Raw genomic sequence first — 16,603 nt, 5'->3', positions numbered from 1 at the left:
CCGGGATGGTCTCCGAGCGGAGACCATCCCTGGAGAAGCTCAATTAGCCTTTGCTGAGGGTACATATCCCCTTGATTGGTCGCCTACTACGAGACAGTGGCGAAATTCGTCGGGGCTAAACACGTACGATTTGAGTAACAATGACCGAAACATATTATCAGCGTCTGGGAGTGTCCCAGAACGCTGACCAGGCCGCAATCAAGCAGGTATGGCAGGAAGCAGTCAAGGAGAACCATCCAGATCAGAACGACGACCCCGACGCTCAACAGCAATTCATCCAAATCAAGGAAGCCTACGACGTTCTATCGGATTCTGATAAGCGAGCACACTATGACGAGATCGGCCATGAAGAATTTGTGGATGATCGACAGCGAAATACCAGTCAGGACTCTCAAGAGGCATACCAGCGTGACCGGACGCAGCGAGACTCCGCGCAGAGTTCACAAAATGGGCAGACTACGTGGAGTGCAAATACGCGTGGCCACGAAGCGGCAGAACACGTCTGGACACCTGGCTCTGGACCAACAGCTGATACAGCTCCGCCAACGGGGACTGCTGATGCGAGTTTTGGGAAACGAGCTGTCGCATACGGTGCGCTCGTTCTTATTCCAGCGATGCTTTCGGTTGTCCTCTTTACCAGTGTGACAGACGGAATACCTCAATACGGGATTAAGGGAGGCATCAGTGCTGGCGCGATCGGTGTAGTAGCGCTCGCAGTTGGCATTGTCTATGGGCTCTTATTAGTGCCGAGTGGTTGCTAGATACGGACCGCCGTCTCTGGAAACCATTTTAATAGTTCGATTCAGCCACATCACGACATCGGGCATTCGAATGGCAATCTCACTGCAATCAGAACTGACGCGACGCTTAAACTCACCAGACAGGGCATCTATGACGGGATCGCAGAAGATTCGGATGCAAAACACTTCTCGACGGACGGCAATCGTGTCGAACGAGGACTGTACGTCTGTTCGTCGTGTGACCTGGTAGCGAATGCGGATTGTAACGGGGCGGAGAATATGCGACAGAAAATAACTCCGAGTCCTCACGGTGAGGATAGGAGTAACGGCTATGTGACACAGCCATCGGTACATCCGTTCGACCGCGAGAGCAGGACGTTCAGCATGAGAGAACAGAGCGTATCGTAGACCAGCGAATATCCCACTGCTCGGTACGGGAAGCCTCATCGTTCACGGCGAGGGGGATGTCACCCTTCGATTATCGTGATCCTTTCACGAGGTTCCGATATGAGCGGATAGATTTCGACCTGATCTGCCGTATCACAGTCGTTTGTCGCACTTCCCGAGGGTGGCGTGTCGCACACGATCAGTAATCGTGTGTCCTGGTTCCGGGGTAATTCTTCTATGGTTGACAATGAGGCAAACCCGTTGCCGTCGAGGAAAAATTCGACTTGATATTCGATTCCAGTATCGTACGTCAGCCATGCCGTACACCGATCCTCTGCGTGAACCGCGGCAAGATCCGCTTCCTGACTCAAGAGGACGTCTGCAACGTCGGTACCAATCGTACACAGGGCCCGGACGAATGTCCGTGGGTCTACATTCCACAGGCCGAGCACTTCCAGATCGACAATAAATCGAGGACTCGTGAAGACAGAGCCGGGGTCGGCGACATGAATTGGGAAATGCCGTGCAGTTCGGTCGAGCATCGGCGGGGTACGGTCGGATGCGAACATCTGCGCTCTTGTTTTCGGATCTCGTATGTAAATCCAGCTTTATACCTGGCTGACACGTATCCGGGGCTCTTGAGTATCAAGTATCCAAAATTCAGAACGAGAGACCGAGACAAGAGGCGACTCGAATGAGGGCGATTACGTTTTTGTCTGTGCCTGCCATTGCATAGACATGAATCGTCGCCAGTTTCTGACCACGTCGGCGCTTACCGTAACGGGACTCGCAGGCTGTAGCGCCGCGAGTAAGACCGATGGAAACGGCAGCGACGGGGCGGATGGAGCCGAGTCGAACAGTGAGCAGTTCGCGGGCCTTCCGGACACAGTCGGTTTAGACACGCTGACCAGCGGCCTCGATGGTCCGGTTGACGTGGTCTTCGGAGACGGCCGCCGGTACCTCGCCGAACAGCGCGGCACGATTCGGGTCCACGAGGACGGTACGTTGCGGTCGGAGCCGTTGCTTGATCTTCGCGAAGCCATCGAAACAGGCGGTGAGAAGGGGCTCCTCGGTGTCGCCGTCCACCCTCAAAGCGAGGAGCGGTTGTTCGTGCGGTACTCTGCGCCGTCGCGGCCAGGAACCCCCTCGAATTACAGTCACACGTTCGTCCTCGCTGAATTTCGCATCAGTGACGATGGGACCTCGGTACGTCCGGATTCCGAACGAACGGTACTGGAGATTCCACAGCCCCAAGGCAACCACAACGCGGGCGACATCGCGTTCGGGCCCGACGGCTACCTCTTCGTGGCCGTCGGAGATGGTGGTGCGGGCGGTGATCAGGGCCGCGGGCACGTTACCGACTGGTACGACCGTGTCGAGGGCGGGAACGGACAGGACGTGACCGAGAACCTGCTAGGGAGTATTCTTCGGATCGATGTCGACGCTGACCCATCCAGGCCACCGCTCCGTGGGACTCCGGCCGACCACGGGCCTGACGCCGGGTATGCCATCCCAGCAGACAATCCGCTGGTCGGTACGACGGGCCTGGACGAACACTTCGCGTGGGGCTTACGCAACCCCTGGCGGATGGCGTTCGATGGCGACCAACTCTACGCCGGCGATGTAGGACAGTCTCGCTTCGAAGAGATTGACCGAATCGAGGCCGGGGGCAACTACGGCTGGAACGTTAGGGAAGGACGACACTGTTACGGCGCTGAGGAATGCCCGGACAGCACACCAGCGGAGATTCGAGGTGGTGAACGGCTCCGTGAACCGGTCGTCGAGTACCCACACTCGGGGGCACCCGTCAGTGGTATTTCGGTCATTGGCGGGACGGTTTACCGTGGGTCGGCGCTGCCCGGTCTCGACGGACTGTACGTGTTTGGCGATTTCCAGGCTGACGGTGAACTGTTTGTCGCCGCACCTACCGACGCGGGGCAATGGCCGACGACGGTCCTTCCGGTCGCAGCCGGCGACGCAGGGCGGCTGCACCGAATCCGATCGTTCGGCCGGCACGACGGTGACGTATACGTGGTCGGCATCGGCACGGACGGCGGCGCACTCCACCGACTCGTGCCGGGTGGGGAATAACCATTGACTTGCGTCGACAGGCGAGGCATGTCCGCAATTAGAATGACACGGTGCCGCGAGCTGGCGGGAGATGTGGGACCGGGTGTGTCCACAATTAACCTAACATGACGGACTCAATATAGGTACACGCGGGGAGAGGGGGTGTGTCCGCAAAAGATTACCGCGTTGCGGCACGAGCCTGCTGTGAATCGGGTGCCTTCCAGAACGCACCATGTATACTGTAAGAATCATGTTCGAGGCGGGAGTGGCTGGAGCGGTCGTGGTCCGCCGGTCATGTGAGTTAGTGTCATGCAGAACTGTTTGAATTGCGATAAAATTACCTATGTAAACGTTAGGATAGTATCGATACGGAATCGATAGGGGCAGCAACTTTGCAACCACTTAAGAGGGTATACATAATTCGATACGACGTCATGCAGTCGAATCTGTTCGAGGCGATGGAGAATAGCAAAGTGGAAGTGCAGCGGGACGCGGGCAATCGAGTTGTCTCGGCGTTTCGGGATGACGATGCTCATTTGATCGTCATCCGGGAGCGGGAAACCGATGATGTCCAGTTGAAACGGGTGCCTGCAACCCGGACGGCCGTGGTGAAACATGAGAAGCTCTGGACGATTCCCTCCAATTGGGAGGAACGGATCCGAATCCGGGATGAACCCGCTGACTATCTCGTGTGTCACATCCCTGAATCAGGCGTGGACGTTGTCGTACAGATGCCGGGGCAGAACCAGGCCACCGATTCGCAGTTCCGGGTAGAGAAGTTTGGGACGCTGGAGATTGAAATCGCTGATGAACCGAAGTACAATCGGCTACACAAGGCGATCGTGAGCTTGGAGGCCCAAGATGAGACGCCGGAGGAGGTAGTTGCGGCGCTGCGAACGTTGGCTGAGAACTGGCGAACGTTCACCTGGAAGTACACCAGTCACATGCGCAAATGGGGGCACAAAGCGGTATGGCGGTACTTCACGCGAGATGATGTTGCGACGGTTGATTCGTGGGTCATTGATCCGTGGGAGGGAGATCGAGATATCACGCACCTCATTTGGGAGAGTACGGGTATTGGCGGCGAGATACGCGGGCAATTGGTGAGCAGGTTGCTTGAAGCGGGTGTCGTCTCTCCCTGTCCCGAGATGCATCTCAAGTTCGAAGAGCGACGAGATAGCCCGGTTGGATACGAGATGGAGGCACTCATTGAGGCGGGCTGTGCACCGACTGCGGCCATCGATTATGTGATGGTTGTGTTGCGTGGCGGGTCAGCATCCGCGTGGGCTCGCTCGCGTGACGTGAGCGAAGAGAGGGTTCACGAGCACATCTCGGCAGTTGAGGAGACGCTCGACGCCTAAGCGGGGTTATGCACGCCACCCCGCCACCGTGTCGCTGTGCGGCAGGCACATTCACGACGGCCATTGGATGCTGATGAGAGGGTGACTTGCTGGCTGATTTTCGCCGATTTACCCATATAAAGGTTAGGAAAATCGAATTATAAGGTTCTTTTCCCCGGAATAACTTTACATACTATTATATGTGCGGGGTTGATATAGACAGATGTAATGGTACCTGAAGATGACGTCCCCGCGACTGACGCGAACGAATCGACCGGTGGCAGCGTTGATCCTGACATTCGACCAGATATTGCGACAGACAAGAGGTTCTACCCGCCCGCAGATGCCACGGACAGCACTCGTCCCGAGACGGTAGATGCGACTGCGGACGCCACACAGCCACAGACACAGACAGGCACATCGGACGACGACCGCGAGGTTCTGAACTCCGAGTCGGCGCGGCGAGCCAAAACACAATTCCGACGCCGAACGGACAGCAAGGTCGTGAGCACCGCGTCGGTAGACGAGGGGTGCGTGCTCACGCTCGACAGTGAAAGCAGTGGCGAGTGGATGACTCGTGTCCCGGCGGAGCGACGAGCAGTGTTACAGGAGCAACGACTCTGGAGAGTGCCGGACAATTGGGAGCGTTTCGCCAGAGTTGCGAACGAGCACGGCCCCGATGAACTCCTCTTCTACATCCCGGAATCCGGCGTGTACCTTGTGCTCTTGGACCTCGAACACGGGGGCGCAGCGCGGGCAGGCTACCGCGTGGAGACACTCGGACAACTCGTCGTGAAAACTGAGTTGCCTGATAAATCGGCACTGACAGAGTTGCTGCGACGGATTGAAAACAGTGATGACGACGACATCGCCACGGCAGTCATAGACGCGTTGCAACTCCTCTCGAAGCGCTGGGACCACTTCGAAAGCAGCTATCGAATGTACTATGACAAGTGGAGTGACGAACGCGCGTGGAACGCATTCAAATATCACGACGATGTGATATTCGAGAGTTGGTCGATTGAACCGTGGGACAACCGACAGACTGTCGGGCATTTCATCGACGAAGTCTGTCAATCCACGCCCGACGTCTCCAGGTCGGTGAATGACCTGTTGATGGAAGCAGGGGTGGTGTCGCCGTCACCAACCGTCACGATATCGCTGCAGGACAGACGGTTCCCGATTGGGTACCGCGTGCAAGCGCTGGTTGAAGCAGGTTGTTCGCCGGGCGAAGCAGTGGATTACCTTATCGAGCGTTTCGAGGATAATATTCGTGCCTCGTGGGAGTCCATCCGGGAAGCAGATGAGTCGACAACCCGCGAAAACGTGCGAGCAGCACGCGACGCGCTGTATTCTTAATTCGTCCTGATTCTTCGGTGACGGTTGTTTGCGTCCATGATCACGTTACTACTGTCTGGAATACCCGGCGACCGAGGGCAATAATAGACAATACTGGCCCAGGGATTTGTATTGCTGCACGCGCCAGCACCACCAGATCAGATCAAACAATGGAATCTTTGAAAGTAGAGGAGTGCTCTGCTTTCACCGAGAGTCAGTGGCGTAGACATCACGGTTGAACGGTGGGTGAAACCGTTTGAATACGCGCTGGATGACAATCCGTGGCACTGACAGCAGAAGGGTTTGTCCGCAACAGCTCGGTGGGGTGCGTCGTGACGATGTGTATTAGGGGCATCCGTACGGTAGATTGATTTGCCCTATGAGGACGTTGCCGCTCATCCGGTGAGAGTATGATGAGTGTCGACACAACAGTGTTCATACTCTGCAGCACTGACGCCACCTCTCGGCGTGCGCCAGTACGCCACCTGCTGCACAGGAACAATGAAAGCTGTGGAACCACCGGACTACTCACGTTTCGATGGCCCGAGGACAGCGCAAACGAACCACACCCACACGATTTTACCGCTCGCTGCCGACGATGCTGGTATGTCCTTCCGCGTGACGTGGTCCACGTTGGTGGAGGAACTCGACGCGCTCCCTGAGGGAGCGACGCTGCGGACGCCGCTTTCGCACAAGCGGTGTCGTATCTCCGATGTCCAAGAACACCGCGTCATCATCGAGTTTCTCGACCGCGAGCACGATGAGACACGGCCGTTACAGCGCGACCAGTTCGAGACGCTGTACCAACGGATCACTGACAAACCGGACGGATTCGAGCTTGATCGACTGCCACCTGACGCCGACCCGTATCCAGCAGTCCTGAGCGTCCACCCACACTTCGAAGTCGATGAAGAGAATGGCGTGATCGTCGAGACAGAAGCGGAAACCACGAGCCAGGTACTGGAGGCTGCCGATGACACTGACGCCGACGCGACACATCGAACGGAACCGGACTTGGATGTCTACTGGGATGCGCTGCTTCTCGTTGACGCCCTCGAACGACACGACGTAACCACGCTTCAGGATATGGAGACAGACGAACTCGTCAACATCTACACGCTCCTCTCAGACGTCCAACGCAACGCGGACGATCTCCGCCAGGACGTAGCCGATGTGCTCCTCAGCCGGTCACACCACGACCGACCAGTCAGCGGCCCCTTCGGATCAGTCCAGCGGACGACGCGACGCAATCGGTCGCTGAAAGATGAGGACGAGGTTCTGGACACGCTTGCGGAGGCCGGGATTGACCGCGAGCGGGTGATGGGGGTTGACCGCGACAAGGTCGATGATGCACTCGCCGTCACGGATCTTTCCGAATCTGATGTCTACGAGATCGAAGAGTCAGCGTACGTCCGGAAGGCCGAGGTGGATGAGGACCGCAAAGAAACACGACTACAGGGACTCAAGGATCAACTTGCAGCGACCGAGGGCGAAGAGGCCGCCGACCTTCGTGACGAGATCGAAGCCCTCGAAACCCGGATCGAGGAATTGACTGAATTCAAATCAGGTCGGGAGTTCCACACGCAGGCTGGCAGCGAGTAATAGGATGACGGCTGATGGTGGAGACTGATCTGCGAGGCAAACGAATCGCTACCGGAGTTCTGCGCCACAGGTCGGACAGAAGCGTTCGTCGCCGTCCAGCAGGTGGAGACACTCGACACAGAAACGGTTGCTCGGTGCGGTGGCGATCGCTTCAAGGAAGTCCATCGCAGTCTGGTCTTCAACACCTGGTCCGTAGCCATCAGCATAGCCTGGCAGCGTCGAAGCCCATTTGACGGTCCCCCCATTATCGATGAGTGCGACGTTGCCGGCGATGTCAAGCTTGCCGTACCGTTTGAACCCTTCCGAGGGAGTCGGCTCAATGGACTGGTTCAGGGCACGATTCCGTTTGAGGTCACGTTCGTAGACGGCTTCTGGCGTCGCAGACCGCACCTCACCAGGGAACTCCGTAATCGGCCCGTGTTGGTCGTCGATCCGATCAATCTCCACCACGATGCCGTGGTCATCATGGAGTGTCCGCAACAGTCGGAGCACGTGCTCGTGCCACTCTCGGATATCGGCGTCAGCATAGTATCGGAGTCTCATGGTCAAACAATGGTACGAGTATTCATTCGAATGATTGTACAATCCACTGTATAACGTGTAGTAACCGTTCCAGTCAGGTTTAGAATCATGGCCGAGGTTACTCGGACTGCAGAAAGTCGCTCGTATCTCTCCGCATTGCTTCACGGAACGCTTCCCTGTCTTCAATCATACCATCGACGGTATCGTCCCCAAACTGCTGTCGCGCTTCATCTTCCGATATCTCGCCGCGTCGCCACTGCTCGGCGATCCGTATTTTCGCCGCGTCATCCGGCGAGGTCTCTTCGGGCTGGTCGCCAAGAGCGCCGATACAGGCTGCGAAGCCGGCATCGATGAGATCACCGATGTGACTCTCAACGCCGTCCTCGATGATTGCGGCGAGATCCTCTCTGGTCACCGTTCTCGTGCAGATAGGACAGGATCGCGTACCTAGTGGCGTGTGCAAGCGCTGCTTTCCGCGCAACCGCATCGTCAAGTGTACCGATGACTCGTCAAATCAGTCTCTCGCTCGGAATGTCACGGGATATCCATCTCAGTCCCAACTGTGGACTGGCTAGATTATCTCCCCTGAGCGCACATCTACAGTCACGTCCACTCGTGGTTATCCCACCCCTCGTAGTGCTTCAGCCGACTCTTGATTTCGAATGGTTCCCACTCGCACTCGTGGTAGAGAAGGTCAGCGAGTGCTCCGAACTCGCTACTGTTCAGTTCGATGCCCCGCTTGCCCCGGTTGATGATGTAGGGGGCGGAGCGGAGCTCGTCGAAAACCCCGCTCGCGGTGTCGTAGTCACTCGTCTCGATGGCGGATATGGAGAGGAGGTTCGCTTCGACGATCGGAGACCCCCAACGGTGCTCGGCTATCATCGCCGCGAGGAGGGCACATTTCACCGACGGCTTGCGCATATCCCCTTATTTCCACCCTCGTTTGATAAATGTATGTTAACACCTGTTTACACTGAGAGAAACAATTATGTACGCCAGCCGGCATAGCAAAGACATGAGCGAGTCAACGCGGACGCACCCGGCCGAAGAGAAGGACACCAAGGAGGCCCGCCTTGAGAACCCTACTGGCGTCCTCCATCTCTTTCAGCACGAGAGTGTCCCCATCCTCCTCGACGCCATCCTCACCCTTCCTCCAGGTCGGGAGTTCAACAAGACGGAACTCGCCGATCACGCCGGCGTCACCCGGCAAACGGTGAGCAACTACATCGACCTCCTGCTGGAGACTGACGTGGTCGAAGAGGTTCCGAACACCTCGCCCCGCCGGTACCGCGTCGCCAAAAGCGATGTCATTCAGGAACTCTTCGAGTTAAACAGCGCGCTGAACGTCGCCGGCGAATAGGGCTCGTTTCCTGCTTCGGCTCATCCTCTCTTCGAAGTGTATTGCGAGATTCAACACACACAACGTCACAATTAACGAACCACTCAATTACATTGAGCTGCGTCAACGGCGTGTTCCTCGGCCAGATCCACGACGTCATAGACATGAATGCCGGATTTGAACCAGAGCAGGCGGTCGCTCGTGCCGTCGAAATCGGCTGCTGAGCAGGCCAGCCGCTCGGAAACCGCGACGAGCAGATTGGCACGGTCTGCGCTCCTGATCTTCGCCAGTTTCTCATCGAGGTACTCGGGTGTCCAGAACCCGACGATCTCCAGCAGTGCCCGCCGTCCGTCAGGGTGTTCGAGAGCGAAGTCAGGAAGCATCACTTCAGCCCCCAAATCCAGCACGTCGTCTTCCCGGATGAGGTCCCACTCCGTGGTCGCCCGGCCCCACTTCCGGGCGAGCGTGCGCTCCACGTCGCTATCGAAGTCATCCTGCGCAGTATAGTGCGACGAGAGACCAGCAGTGTGGTTGAGGTCAAAGGAGAGCGTCGAATCCTGCGGCCCGGTGTCGTCTGCGAGGATGTCTGCGTGCATCTCCCACCGGTCGCACAACGGCAACGCGGGAAGGAAATTCGCCATCCGGATCCCGTACTTCTGTGTCTGCGAGAACAACGATGCGGGGCCGTCCAAAATCGCTTCGTATCCATCTGCGACGTCCGTGGTCGGGACGCGGCTCCCGGTCTCGTCGATCGGGTAGATCTGATGCATCAACCCGAACAGCTTCACGTAGCTGAACACGGTGCTGAAGTGATCCCACACGCGGATCCGCATCCGCGTTGCGTCGTACAGCACGGCCTGGGCTAACGCGAGGTTGTACCGTGTGAGCAGCCACTCGACAGTGACGGTGTCGTCCGCGTAGGATTCCTCGCTATCGCCGGTCAGTCGCGTTGTCGTCGTCCCCTCGTCCGAGGGCTCATACGCGTCGGCAACGCGGTCGCCGAACCGAACGAGTCGCTTGTTGTGATCAAGGTCTGCGTACATCCCCTGATAGCACTCTTCGAGCGAGATGCCGAGCTGGTCGGCGACAGCACTGTAGACCTCCAGTTTCTGCGTGTCCTCACCGAGAGTCGGTTGCCGGACGATGGGATACGACGTGTTTGCTTTCTCGAATAGCCGCTGCCGGATTTCGCGTGGGGCAGCGGCAGCGACGGTGTCGAATTCGCTTTCGTCGTGCAGCAGTTTCGCCAATCCCTGGATGATCTTGTAATCCGTATCCGCGACTGTGAGCTGGTTGATCGTCTCTTCTAACTCACCTTTGGGTTCGCCAAGGTGGTCTTCGAAGAGCTGGATGAGTTCCCGTGCTGTCTCTCGATATTGCGGATCGTCCGGATCGATGAACAGGGGTGAGACCGTTCCGTTTCGCCGCCGGGAGCGGGCAAGGTCAGCTGTCAGCACTGGTTGACACCCCCTGTCGGCGATGCGACGAGACGTACTGCTCCATCGTTGCTTCAGCGATGATTTCGTAGAGGCGAGCGGGGTGGCGGTCGTCGGTCGGCCGGAGGATGCGGCCGAGGCGTTGGGCGTACTGGCGTTTCGACGCACTGCCCGAGAGGATGATGCCGACGTTCGCGGCTGGCACGTCGATGCCCTCGTCGAGGACTTGCGAGGTGACGAGCATCGAGTACTCGCCGGATCGGAATCGCTCTAGGATGTCGGTGCGTTCGTCCGTGTCGGTCTGGTGGGTAATGCACGGCACAATGAATTCTTTGGAAATGTCGTACGCGAAGTCGTTGTTGGCGGTGAAGATGATCGTTCGGTCGTCGTGATGGCGTTTGAGAAGGTTGTCGAGCGTATCGAGTTTTTTCGCGGCCGTGCGGGCGATTTCTTCAGCGCGCTGCTTGGCAATGAGTGCGCGCCGCCCGTGCGGGTCGTACGACGTGCGTTTGAGGAACTCCTGATAGTCATCTTCCTTCCAGAGGTCGAAGTCGTGGGTATCGACGTAGTCGCGGTAGATCTGGTACTCTTCGTCGTATTGCTTGCGCTCTTCAGCTGTGAGTTCGACGCTGAGATGGATGGTTTCATACTCGCTGAGGTACTCGCCGGCCAGTTCATCGACAGCTTCCTCGTAGACGACAGGGCCGATCAGTTCATCCAAGACCTCGTGTTGCCCGTCTGCCCGTTCGTATGTCGCGGTGAGCCCGAGTCGATACGGGGCGATCGTCATTTCGGGGATCTGCTGGTAGGTTGGTGCTGGCAGGTGATGCACCTCATCCACGACGAGCAGGCCGAACCGATCGCCGTACTCGTTGATATAGCGATATGCTGAATCGTACGTCGTCACTGTAAGGTCGGTCACGGTGTGGCTGCCACCGCCAAGCACGCCGACTCCATCGGGGAGTTGCTCGCCGAACGCGTTGGTAAGCGTGGCGTGCCACTGGTTCATGAGATCAATCGTGGGGACGACGACGAGAGTACTCACACCGGCGTCGGCGATGGCCTGGACGGCAAGGAATGTCTTCCCGCTGCCGGTCGGGAGAACGACACTCCCCCGGCGGTCGTGGTCTGCCCACGCTGCTAACGCGGCCTGCTGATAGTCGCGCGGTTCGATGGACACTGCGGGTGTCAGGTGAAGATCACGGTACGACCGCGCCGCGTCATCGACCGTCTCAACCGTCGTCGTAGCTTCGTCCAAGGTTGCCTGCCCGTCGGTCGCTCCGGCCCATGCTCGCAGGGCGCGGTAGTGGTGCGCTCGCGCTCGATACTCGTCAACGCGGTCGTCCCACTCTGCGTAAGGGATGGTATCAGGCACGTCTTCGAGGAGGATGGTTCCATCGTCGAACGCGATACGCATCTCGTTGGTGGGCTACGAGACGCGCGATACTTGTTCTTGCCGGGCCCGAAACAGACAGGGAGTGGCAAACCACGGAAACGGTCGTGCTGTGAGTCCGGGGACCATGCTGTGAATCTGTCATAGAGGGGCTGTACCGCCAGTTCTTGGCAATCCCTTATGCCAATCCGGAGTCTAGAGTAAAATACGTCTAAACGAATGAATGACAAACCAGATGATAACCAGTATACATTCGATGCATTTGATCGAACTCAACAACTCGGGGAGACGTACCAGTGTTCTGTCTGTGGCTATGAAAGCGAGACGAGAGAATCTGTAGAAAACTGCCACCCATTAGAACGAGTGAGACACGAACAGGAATCGTCCGTCACCGGCACAACCAGTTCCCACACTGGCTTCGTCTATCCACCGCAATTGAACCCCGAGGTGCAAGCGTTGTTCACCGAAGTCGAGTCGGCAATCCAAGCAGCTGAGCAATCGAATCCGCTGGCCGCCGCGCGTGACGTGATTGTAAAGAAGGTATCTGGTAATCCCTTCCAGTCACGCGCATTCCAGTTATTCGCGCACTTGGTGTTCTTACAGCAGTCGTGGGTGCTGCCGGGCTACCCCTGTTCCGTCAGCACGCCGGATGCGTGTTCGACTGGCATCCGCGAGTTCTGTCTGCTAGACGATCAGTTCAGTGGGGAACTGTCCATGAACATGATCGAGGACTCGGACATGATTCGAATCGAGCGGATCTACCGGGCGAAAGTCTACAGTACGACTGCCGAGTTCGCACGTCGATCACAAATCCTCCCTGATCAGTCACGATGGAAGTGGACAACCGAGCGAATCGTAGGCGATGACTCGTACCTTACGAACGTCATTTTCGACGAAGGGACCGCGCATAACGCTGTCGTCGCACGAAGTCGAGAATGGCTTGCGACACATCCAGTGGTTGATTGGGTGTGCGCACCACACGTGATGGGAGATCCTGTCGGGACACAGGCCGGGTCACGGTTCTCGTTTGGATCGACTGACTCGGAGCCACCCGCGGGACCGGTCAAGATGTTCGACTTCGCAGGGTTCGTCGAGGAGCACTCCCCGAGGTTGGCTGTCGTTGGCTTTGTCCTTGACGATGAATCCCCTGCTGAAATCCAAGAACAGATCGCACGCGCTGCTCCGACTGATGCGGCCGTCGTGCTAGTCTTCCCGACGCGACAAGCGATCGTTGACTTCATCGCACACGCCGACTCAAACGGATGGTTTCCACATGAGTCCGTCCCGCTTGATGATGTTGCCGAGCACTACAACCGACAACCAAGCATTCCAGCAATCAACGAGGAGTTCTCGAAACAAGCGTTAGAAACCGACAAGCTGCGGTTTGTCTCCAGAAAACAACTCATTGATGAGTTCATCGACCCGGTGAGTGTGTTCCCGGAACACGTGGTGCGGAGGGATGCGTAACCGGACGATGCAGCCACGTACGAACCAGCGAAATGCTGCACGGGCAATCCTCCTCCCGTTAGACTGTACGACCGAAACACTGGAGCGATTGTTTGCCGCTGAGCCAGAGGCGACACTGTCCAGCAAACGCGGCTTTAACGAGTATCTCCGCGCGGCACTCACACAACACGACATCACGCCGGCGCCACCAGCGGGAGCCACTGAAATCAGTGAGTTAGCAACATTCGCGGCACTCGCCGCACTGCGCATTCACCACGCGGATCCACTGAAGGGGACCGAGTACGAGGACCGGGAACCGCCCGGCAGCGCAGAGTCACGCATGCTTCGCACCCCGTTAGCGAAGCACCCGGGGCTGACGAACTTTTGCATCCGCGCACGAAATTACTACATTGCAACAATCACGTGGCTGTTCGAACACGAATTCCCGCCGGAGTTACAGGCAGAAATCGCGGCTGTCCTCCTCGCCCGTGATCCACCGGGCACGTCAAACCAAGCACCGTACCGAACGTATGCTAACACTGATCCGGAAACCGTTCATCATCAGTTTCGTGACCGAACAAACGTTACTGACGACTTGGTTTGGATTGATATTGATCAAATCTCACGGTGCTGTCAACTGCTGCCATGCATTTCGAAATTTATCTCTTCTTCTATCGACAGCCTCTCGCGTCTGTGTATCGGAAACGGGGGGCTCAACATGCCGAAGAAACTCTTCCGACTGAAGCTAGCGGAATACGCCTGGCACGGGTGGGCCAGGTTGGTCCACATCGCACACAACACGCTTGCTGTCCACGCCCGCAAACAGCTTGTAGACGGTACTCCATCCGTGCAGAACCACATCTTCTCCCGCTTTCGTCGTAATAATCCGATCTACGCCCCATATTACGCGAGCAATTCGAAGAACCCACAGCGAGAATGGAGACAGAAAACGACGACAACGAAACCCATTCAGATTGAGGACAAGCGTCTCATCACTGTGGTTGACTGCATCCGGGCGTCTCCGCTGTTATCGTTTGGAACACCACTACCTGTTGAGAGACTCTTTGACTACCTGAAAGCATATTTCCCACCGCCACGCCGTCCAGGAAATGATATTGGTTCTCGAAACACACTCATCAAAGCACTTGCAAACGCCAAGAGTAATCGTGTCAAGCTGTATCATGCTGACGAGACGTCAAACCTCGTTTGTAAAATTCCGGCCCCCAAAGACACACCGATCTACCCACCGGATGAACCGAATTTTTGGGACAGGTATCTCCGACTCCAGTCCAAGCAACGGGATGCCACCGTCAATCGGAAATGGATTAACGACGCAGATGGGTACCGGCAAGTTGTTGAACCAGTACTCCCACAGCAAGCCTGGCAGACACTCAACCCGAACTACGAGCTGGCGGTTAATCACGCACAACGAGCTGCTGCGCAGGCCCAATCAACAGTTCCGTCACTCCACGATGTCGAACCGGTCAGAGATGTTGGATCTGCACTCGCGCTCACCGATGATGAACTGATTTTTCTCACCCGGATTGGACTTGCGATGGAGCGCAAAATCGCTGATTTCTCCCTGACGAATAGCATGCGAGCGCTTCGGTATCGAGCCGATGGGACGAAACTCAAAGTGGACGAGGACAAATTAAAAGATCTCGATTGGTTGGAGGTCCACAAAGAAGGACTTAGCGTGCTCTACACCGTTCCAGCTCCCAAACGGAAACTCTTGGGTATCGAAAACAGTTCACATGACGGCTACGGTGAAAAGACGACGAAAGAAAAATCCGTCCACAGAAAGGCAATTGATCTGTGCGCTGCTGCGTTCGCTACGAAACCCGATGTCACGCGCGTCGTGCGATATCATGACCTCTGGCGGCTCCGCTCAACCGCCTGCGAACCTGTTCTCGAACAAAACGACCTCCTTTCGACACGGGTAGACGTCATTGCGTTTAACAGCGGAACTCCCAAGTACGTCGCCGAAGTCGAAACGATGTCAAATGAGCCGTCGCGGTCACACCAGTGTGTTAAAAAACTCGCAGCCTTTTCAGAAATCGACGGTATCAGGACCTCGCTCGTGGCTCCGAATCCAGACCACCTGTGGGAGATTATGAAGCACTTAGATCACCCGAACTACTTTGATTTCGACTCATTCCCTGACTCAACTTCGGACAATTACGGTCGATCCGAATGGGACACAAAACTGGATAACGAGGGGATTTTCGGTCAATACTTCGACCAATTAGACACGTATCGGTCGCTTGCTCACAAAACACCCGACTCGGAATCAGACTCCTACGACTACAAAATCGTCGGCAATTCATAACTGCAGACGCGCCACTGAGTAACCATAATCCGTCCACTCGTGTACCGGCTAGTAATGCGGCTGCTACATGGCTTCTATCACAGTACGAACATACAATACTCCGGCCACTCCCGATCGCCCACATACATCATCAATAACATCAACTAGAACGCGAAGCGAGGGGGTACATGTATGGGGAGGTTATCACAAAGATTGACTCGTTACAGACGTCCTGAGATCCACTTTTGATAGGTTTGTTGCTATCTAAACTTGTAGTAACATGCGAAAATCCCGATGCCCACGCATCAAATATCGACAAGATCAAGGAAACGTACCAAATCATGCTAATTCGTTCTATAAGCACGAATAAACTGGTTTAATAATACTTCAATATTTCCAGGGGCCGATGAGAAAGATGATAACGTTCGAAAAAGACCGTATTTGTACCAAAGAGCTACGAACAGCCGTTATATTGAAATCAGCCGTTAGTTGGCTGATATAAATGTAAAATATATCATTAGTAAAATGTTTGTAAAACGCCGATGTCTTCAAACCCCGAGAGGTTCCGTGGGACTTACTCGTAGCCCCCTATCGATTGATTCGGAAGGCCCTCAGATACTTTCTACTACTTGCTCGAAAACTATGTTCGATTGCTTTGTGCTCTTTTATTTGAGAGGTGGAA

The 16,603-nt window shown here is 56.2% G+C and carries 13 protein-coding genes and 1 pseudogene; 9 read left to right on the top strand and 5 right to left on the bottom strand.

Annotated features, from left to right (window positions below):
- Positions 1–140 precede the first annotated feature (140 nt).
- From EOW68_RS09865 to EOW68_RS09840, 6 genes and pseudogenes are all read left to right on the top strand, one after another.
- Positions 141–761 (top strand): J domain-containing protein, encoded by a 621-nt coding sequence (locus EOW68_RS09865; RefSeq protein WP_128224986.1) that lies wholly within the window; start codon positions 141–143, stop codon positions 759–761.
- A gap of 171 nt (positions 762–932) precedes the next feature.
- Positions 933–1,148, top strand: a pseudogene (locus tag EOW68_RS09860) (RNA-guided endonuclease TnpB family protein); the annotation flags it as partial.
- 711 nt (positions 1,149–1,859) lie between these two features.
- Entirely contained in the window at positions 1,860–3,218 is a 1,359-nt protein-coding gene (locus EOW68_RS09855; protein ID WP_431358850.1) for a PQQ-dependent sugar dehydrogenase, read from the top strand.
- Between the two features lie 413 nt (positions 3,219–3,631).
- Positions 3,632–4,558, top strand: a complete 927-nt coding sequence (locus tag EOW68_RS09850) for a hypothetical protein (protein ID WP_128224984.1) — start codon at positions 3,632–3,634, stop codon at positions 4,556–4,558.
- Positions 4,559–4,765: 207 nt separating this feature from the next.
- Positions 4,766–5,896 (top strand): hypothetical protein, encoded by a 1,131-nt coding sequence (locus EOW68_RS09845; RefSeq protein WP_128224983.1) that lies wholly within the window; start codon positions 4,766–4,768, stop codon positions 5,894–5,896.
- Between the two features lie 585 nt (positions 5,897–6,481).
- Positions 6,482–7,477 carry a DUF7983 family protein gene (locus tag EOW68_RS09840; RefSeq protein ID WP_128224982.1) on the top strand — a complete coding sequence of 332 codons (996 nt, stop codon included), beginning with the start codon at positions 6,482–6,484 and terminating at the stop codon, positions 7,475–7,477.
- A gap of 48 nt (positions 7,478–7,525) precedes the next feature.
- Here EOW68_RS09840 and EOW68_RS09835 read toward each other — a convergent pair whose 3' ends face one another.
- From EOW68_RS09835 to EOW68_RS09825, 3 genes are all read right to left on the bottom strand, one after another.
- A complete protein-coding gene (locus EOW68_RS09835; RefSeq protein WP_128224981.1) occupies positions 7,526–8,020 on the bottom strand; it encodes a DUF8045 domain-containing protein in 495 nt (164 codons plus the stop codon).
- A 97-nt stretch (positions 8,021–8,117) separates the two neighbouring features.
- Positions 8,118–8,414, bottom strand: a complete 297-nt coding sequence (locus tag EOW68_RS09830; RefSeq protein ID WP_431358848.1) for a DUF8065 family protein — start codon at positions 8,412–8,414, stop codon at positions 8,118–8,120.
- A 188-nt stretch (positions 8,415–8,602) separates the two neighbouring features.
- Positions 8,603–8,920, bottom strand: a complete 318-nt coding sequence (locus EOW68_RS09825) for a hypothetical protein (RefSeq protein WP_128224980.1) — start codon at positions 8,918–8,920, stop codon at positions 8,603–8,605.
- Positions 8,921–9,014: 94 nt separating this feature from the next.
- Between EOW68_RS09825 and EOW68_RS09820 the strand changes: the two genes are divergently transcribed.
- Complete coding sequence (locus tag EOW68_RS09820) at positions 9,015–9,359, top strand: DUF8612 domain-containing protein (protein WP_128224979.1); 345 nt, start codon at positions 9,015–9,017, stop codon at positions 9,357–9,359.
- Between the two features lie 83 nt (positions 9,360–9,442).
- Here the strand turns inward: EOW68_RS09820 and EOW68_RS09815 are convergent, their stop codons facing one another.
- Positions 9,443–10,795 carry a DUF790 family protein gene (locus EOW68_RS09815; protein WP_128224978.1) on the bottom strand — a complete coding sequence of 451 codons (1,353 nt, stop codon included), beginning with the start codon at positions 10,793–10,795 and terminating at the stop codon, positions 9,443–9,445.
- Positions 10,782–12,191: a DEAD/DEAH box helicase gene (locus EOW68_RS09810; RefSeq protein ID WP_128224977.1), complete on the bottom strand. Its 1,410-nt coding sequence runs from the start codon at positions 12,189–12,191 to the stop codon at positions 10,782–10,784. The genes EOW68_RS09815 and EOW68_RS09810 overlap by 14 nt, the downstream gene beginning before the upstream one ends.
- Before the next feature lie 339 nt (positions 12,192–12,530).
- On the opposite strand from EOW68_RS09810, the gene EOW68_RS09805 reads away from it, so the two are divergent.
- Both EOW68_RS09805 and EOW68_RS09800 read left to right on the top strand, forming a co-directional pair.
- Positions 12,531–13,634 carry a hypothetical protein gene (locus tag EOW68_RS09805; RefSeq protein WP_128224976.1) on the top strand — a complete coding sequence of 368 codons (1,104 nt, stop codon included), beginning with the start codon at positions 12,531–12,533 and terminating at the stop codon, positions 13,632–13,634.
- Positions 13,627–15,942, top strand: a complete 2,316-nt coding sequence (locus EOW68_RS09800) for a hypothetical protein (protein WP_128224975.1) — start codon at positions 13,627–13,629, stop codon at positions 15,940–15,942. The genes EOW68_RS09805 and EOW68_RS09800 overlap by 8 nt, the downstream gene beginning before the upstream one ends.
- Positions 15,943–16,603: the final 661 nt, after the last annotated feature.

This window comes from Halovenus amylolytica, from assembly GCA_004015825.1.
Taxonomy (GTDB): domain Archaea; phylum Halobacteriota; class Halobacteria; order Halobacteriales; family Haloarculaceae; genus Halovenus; species Halovenus amylolytica.
This window is presented reverse-complemented; position numbering and strand designations above follow the sequence as displayed.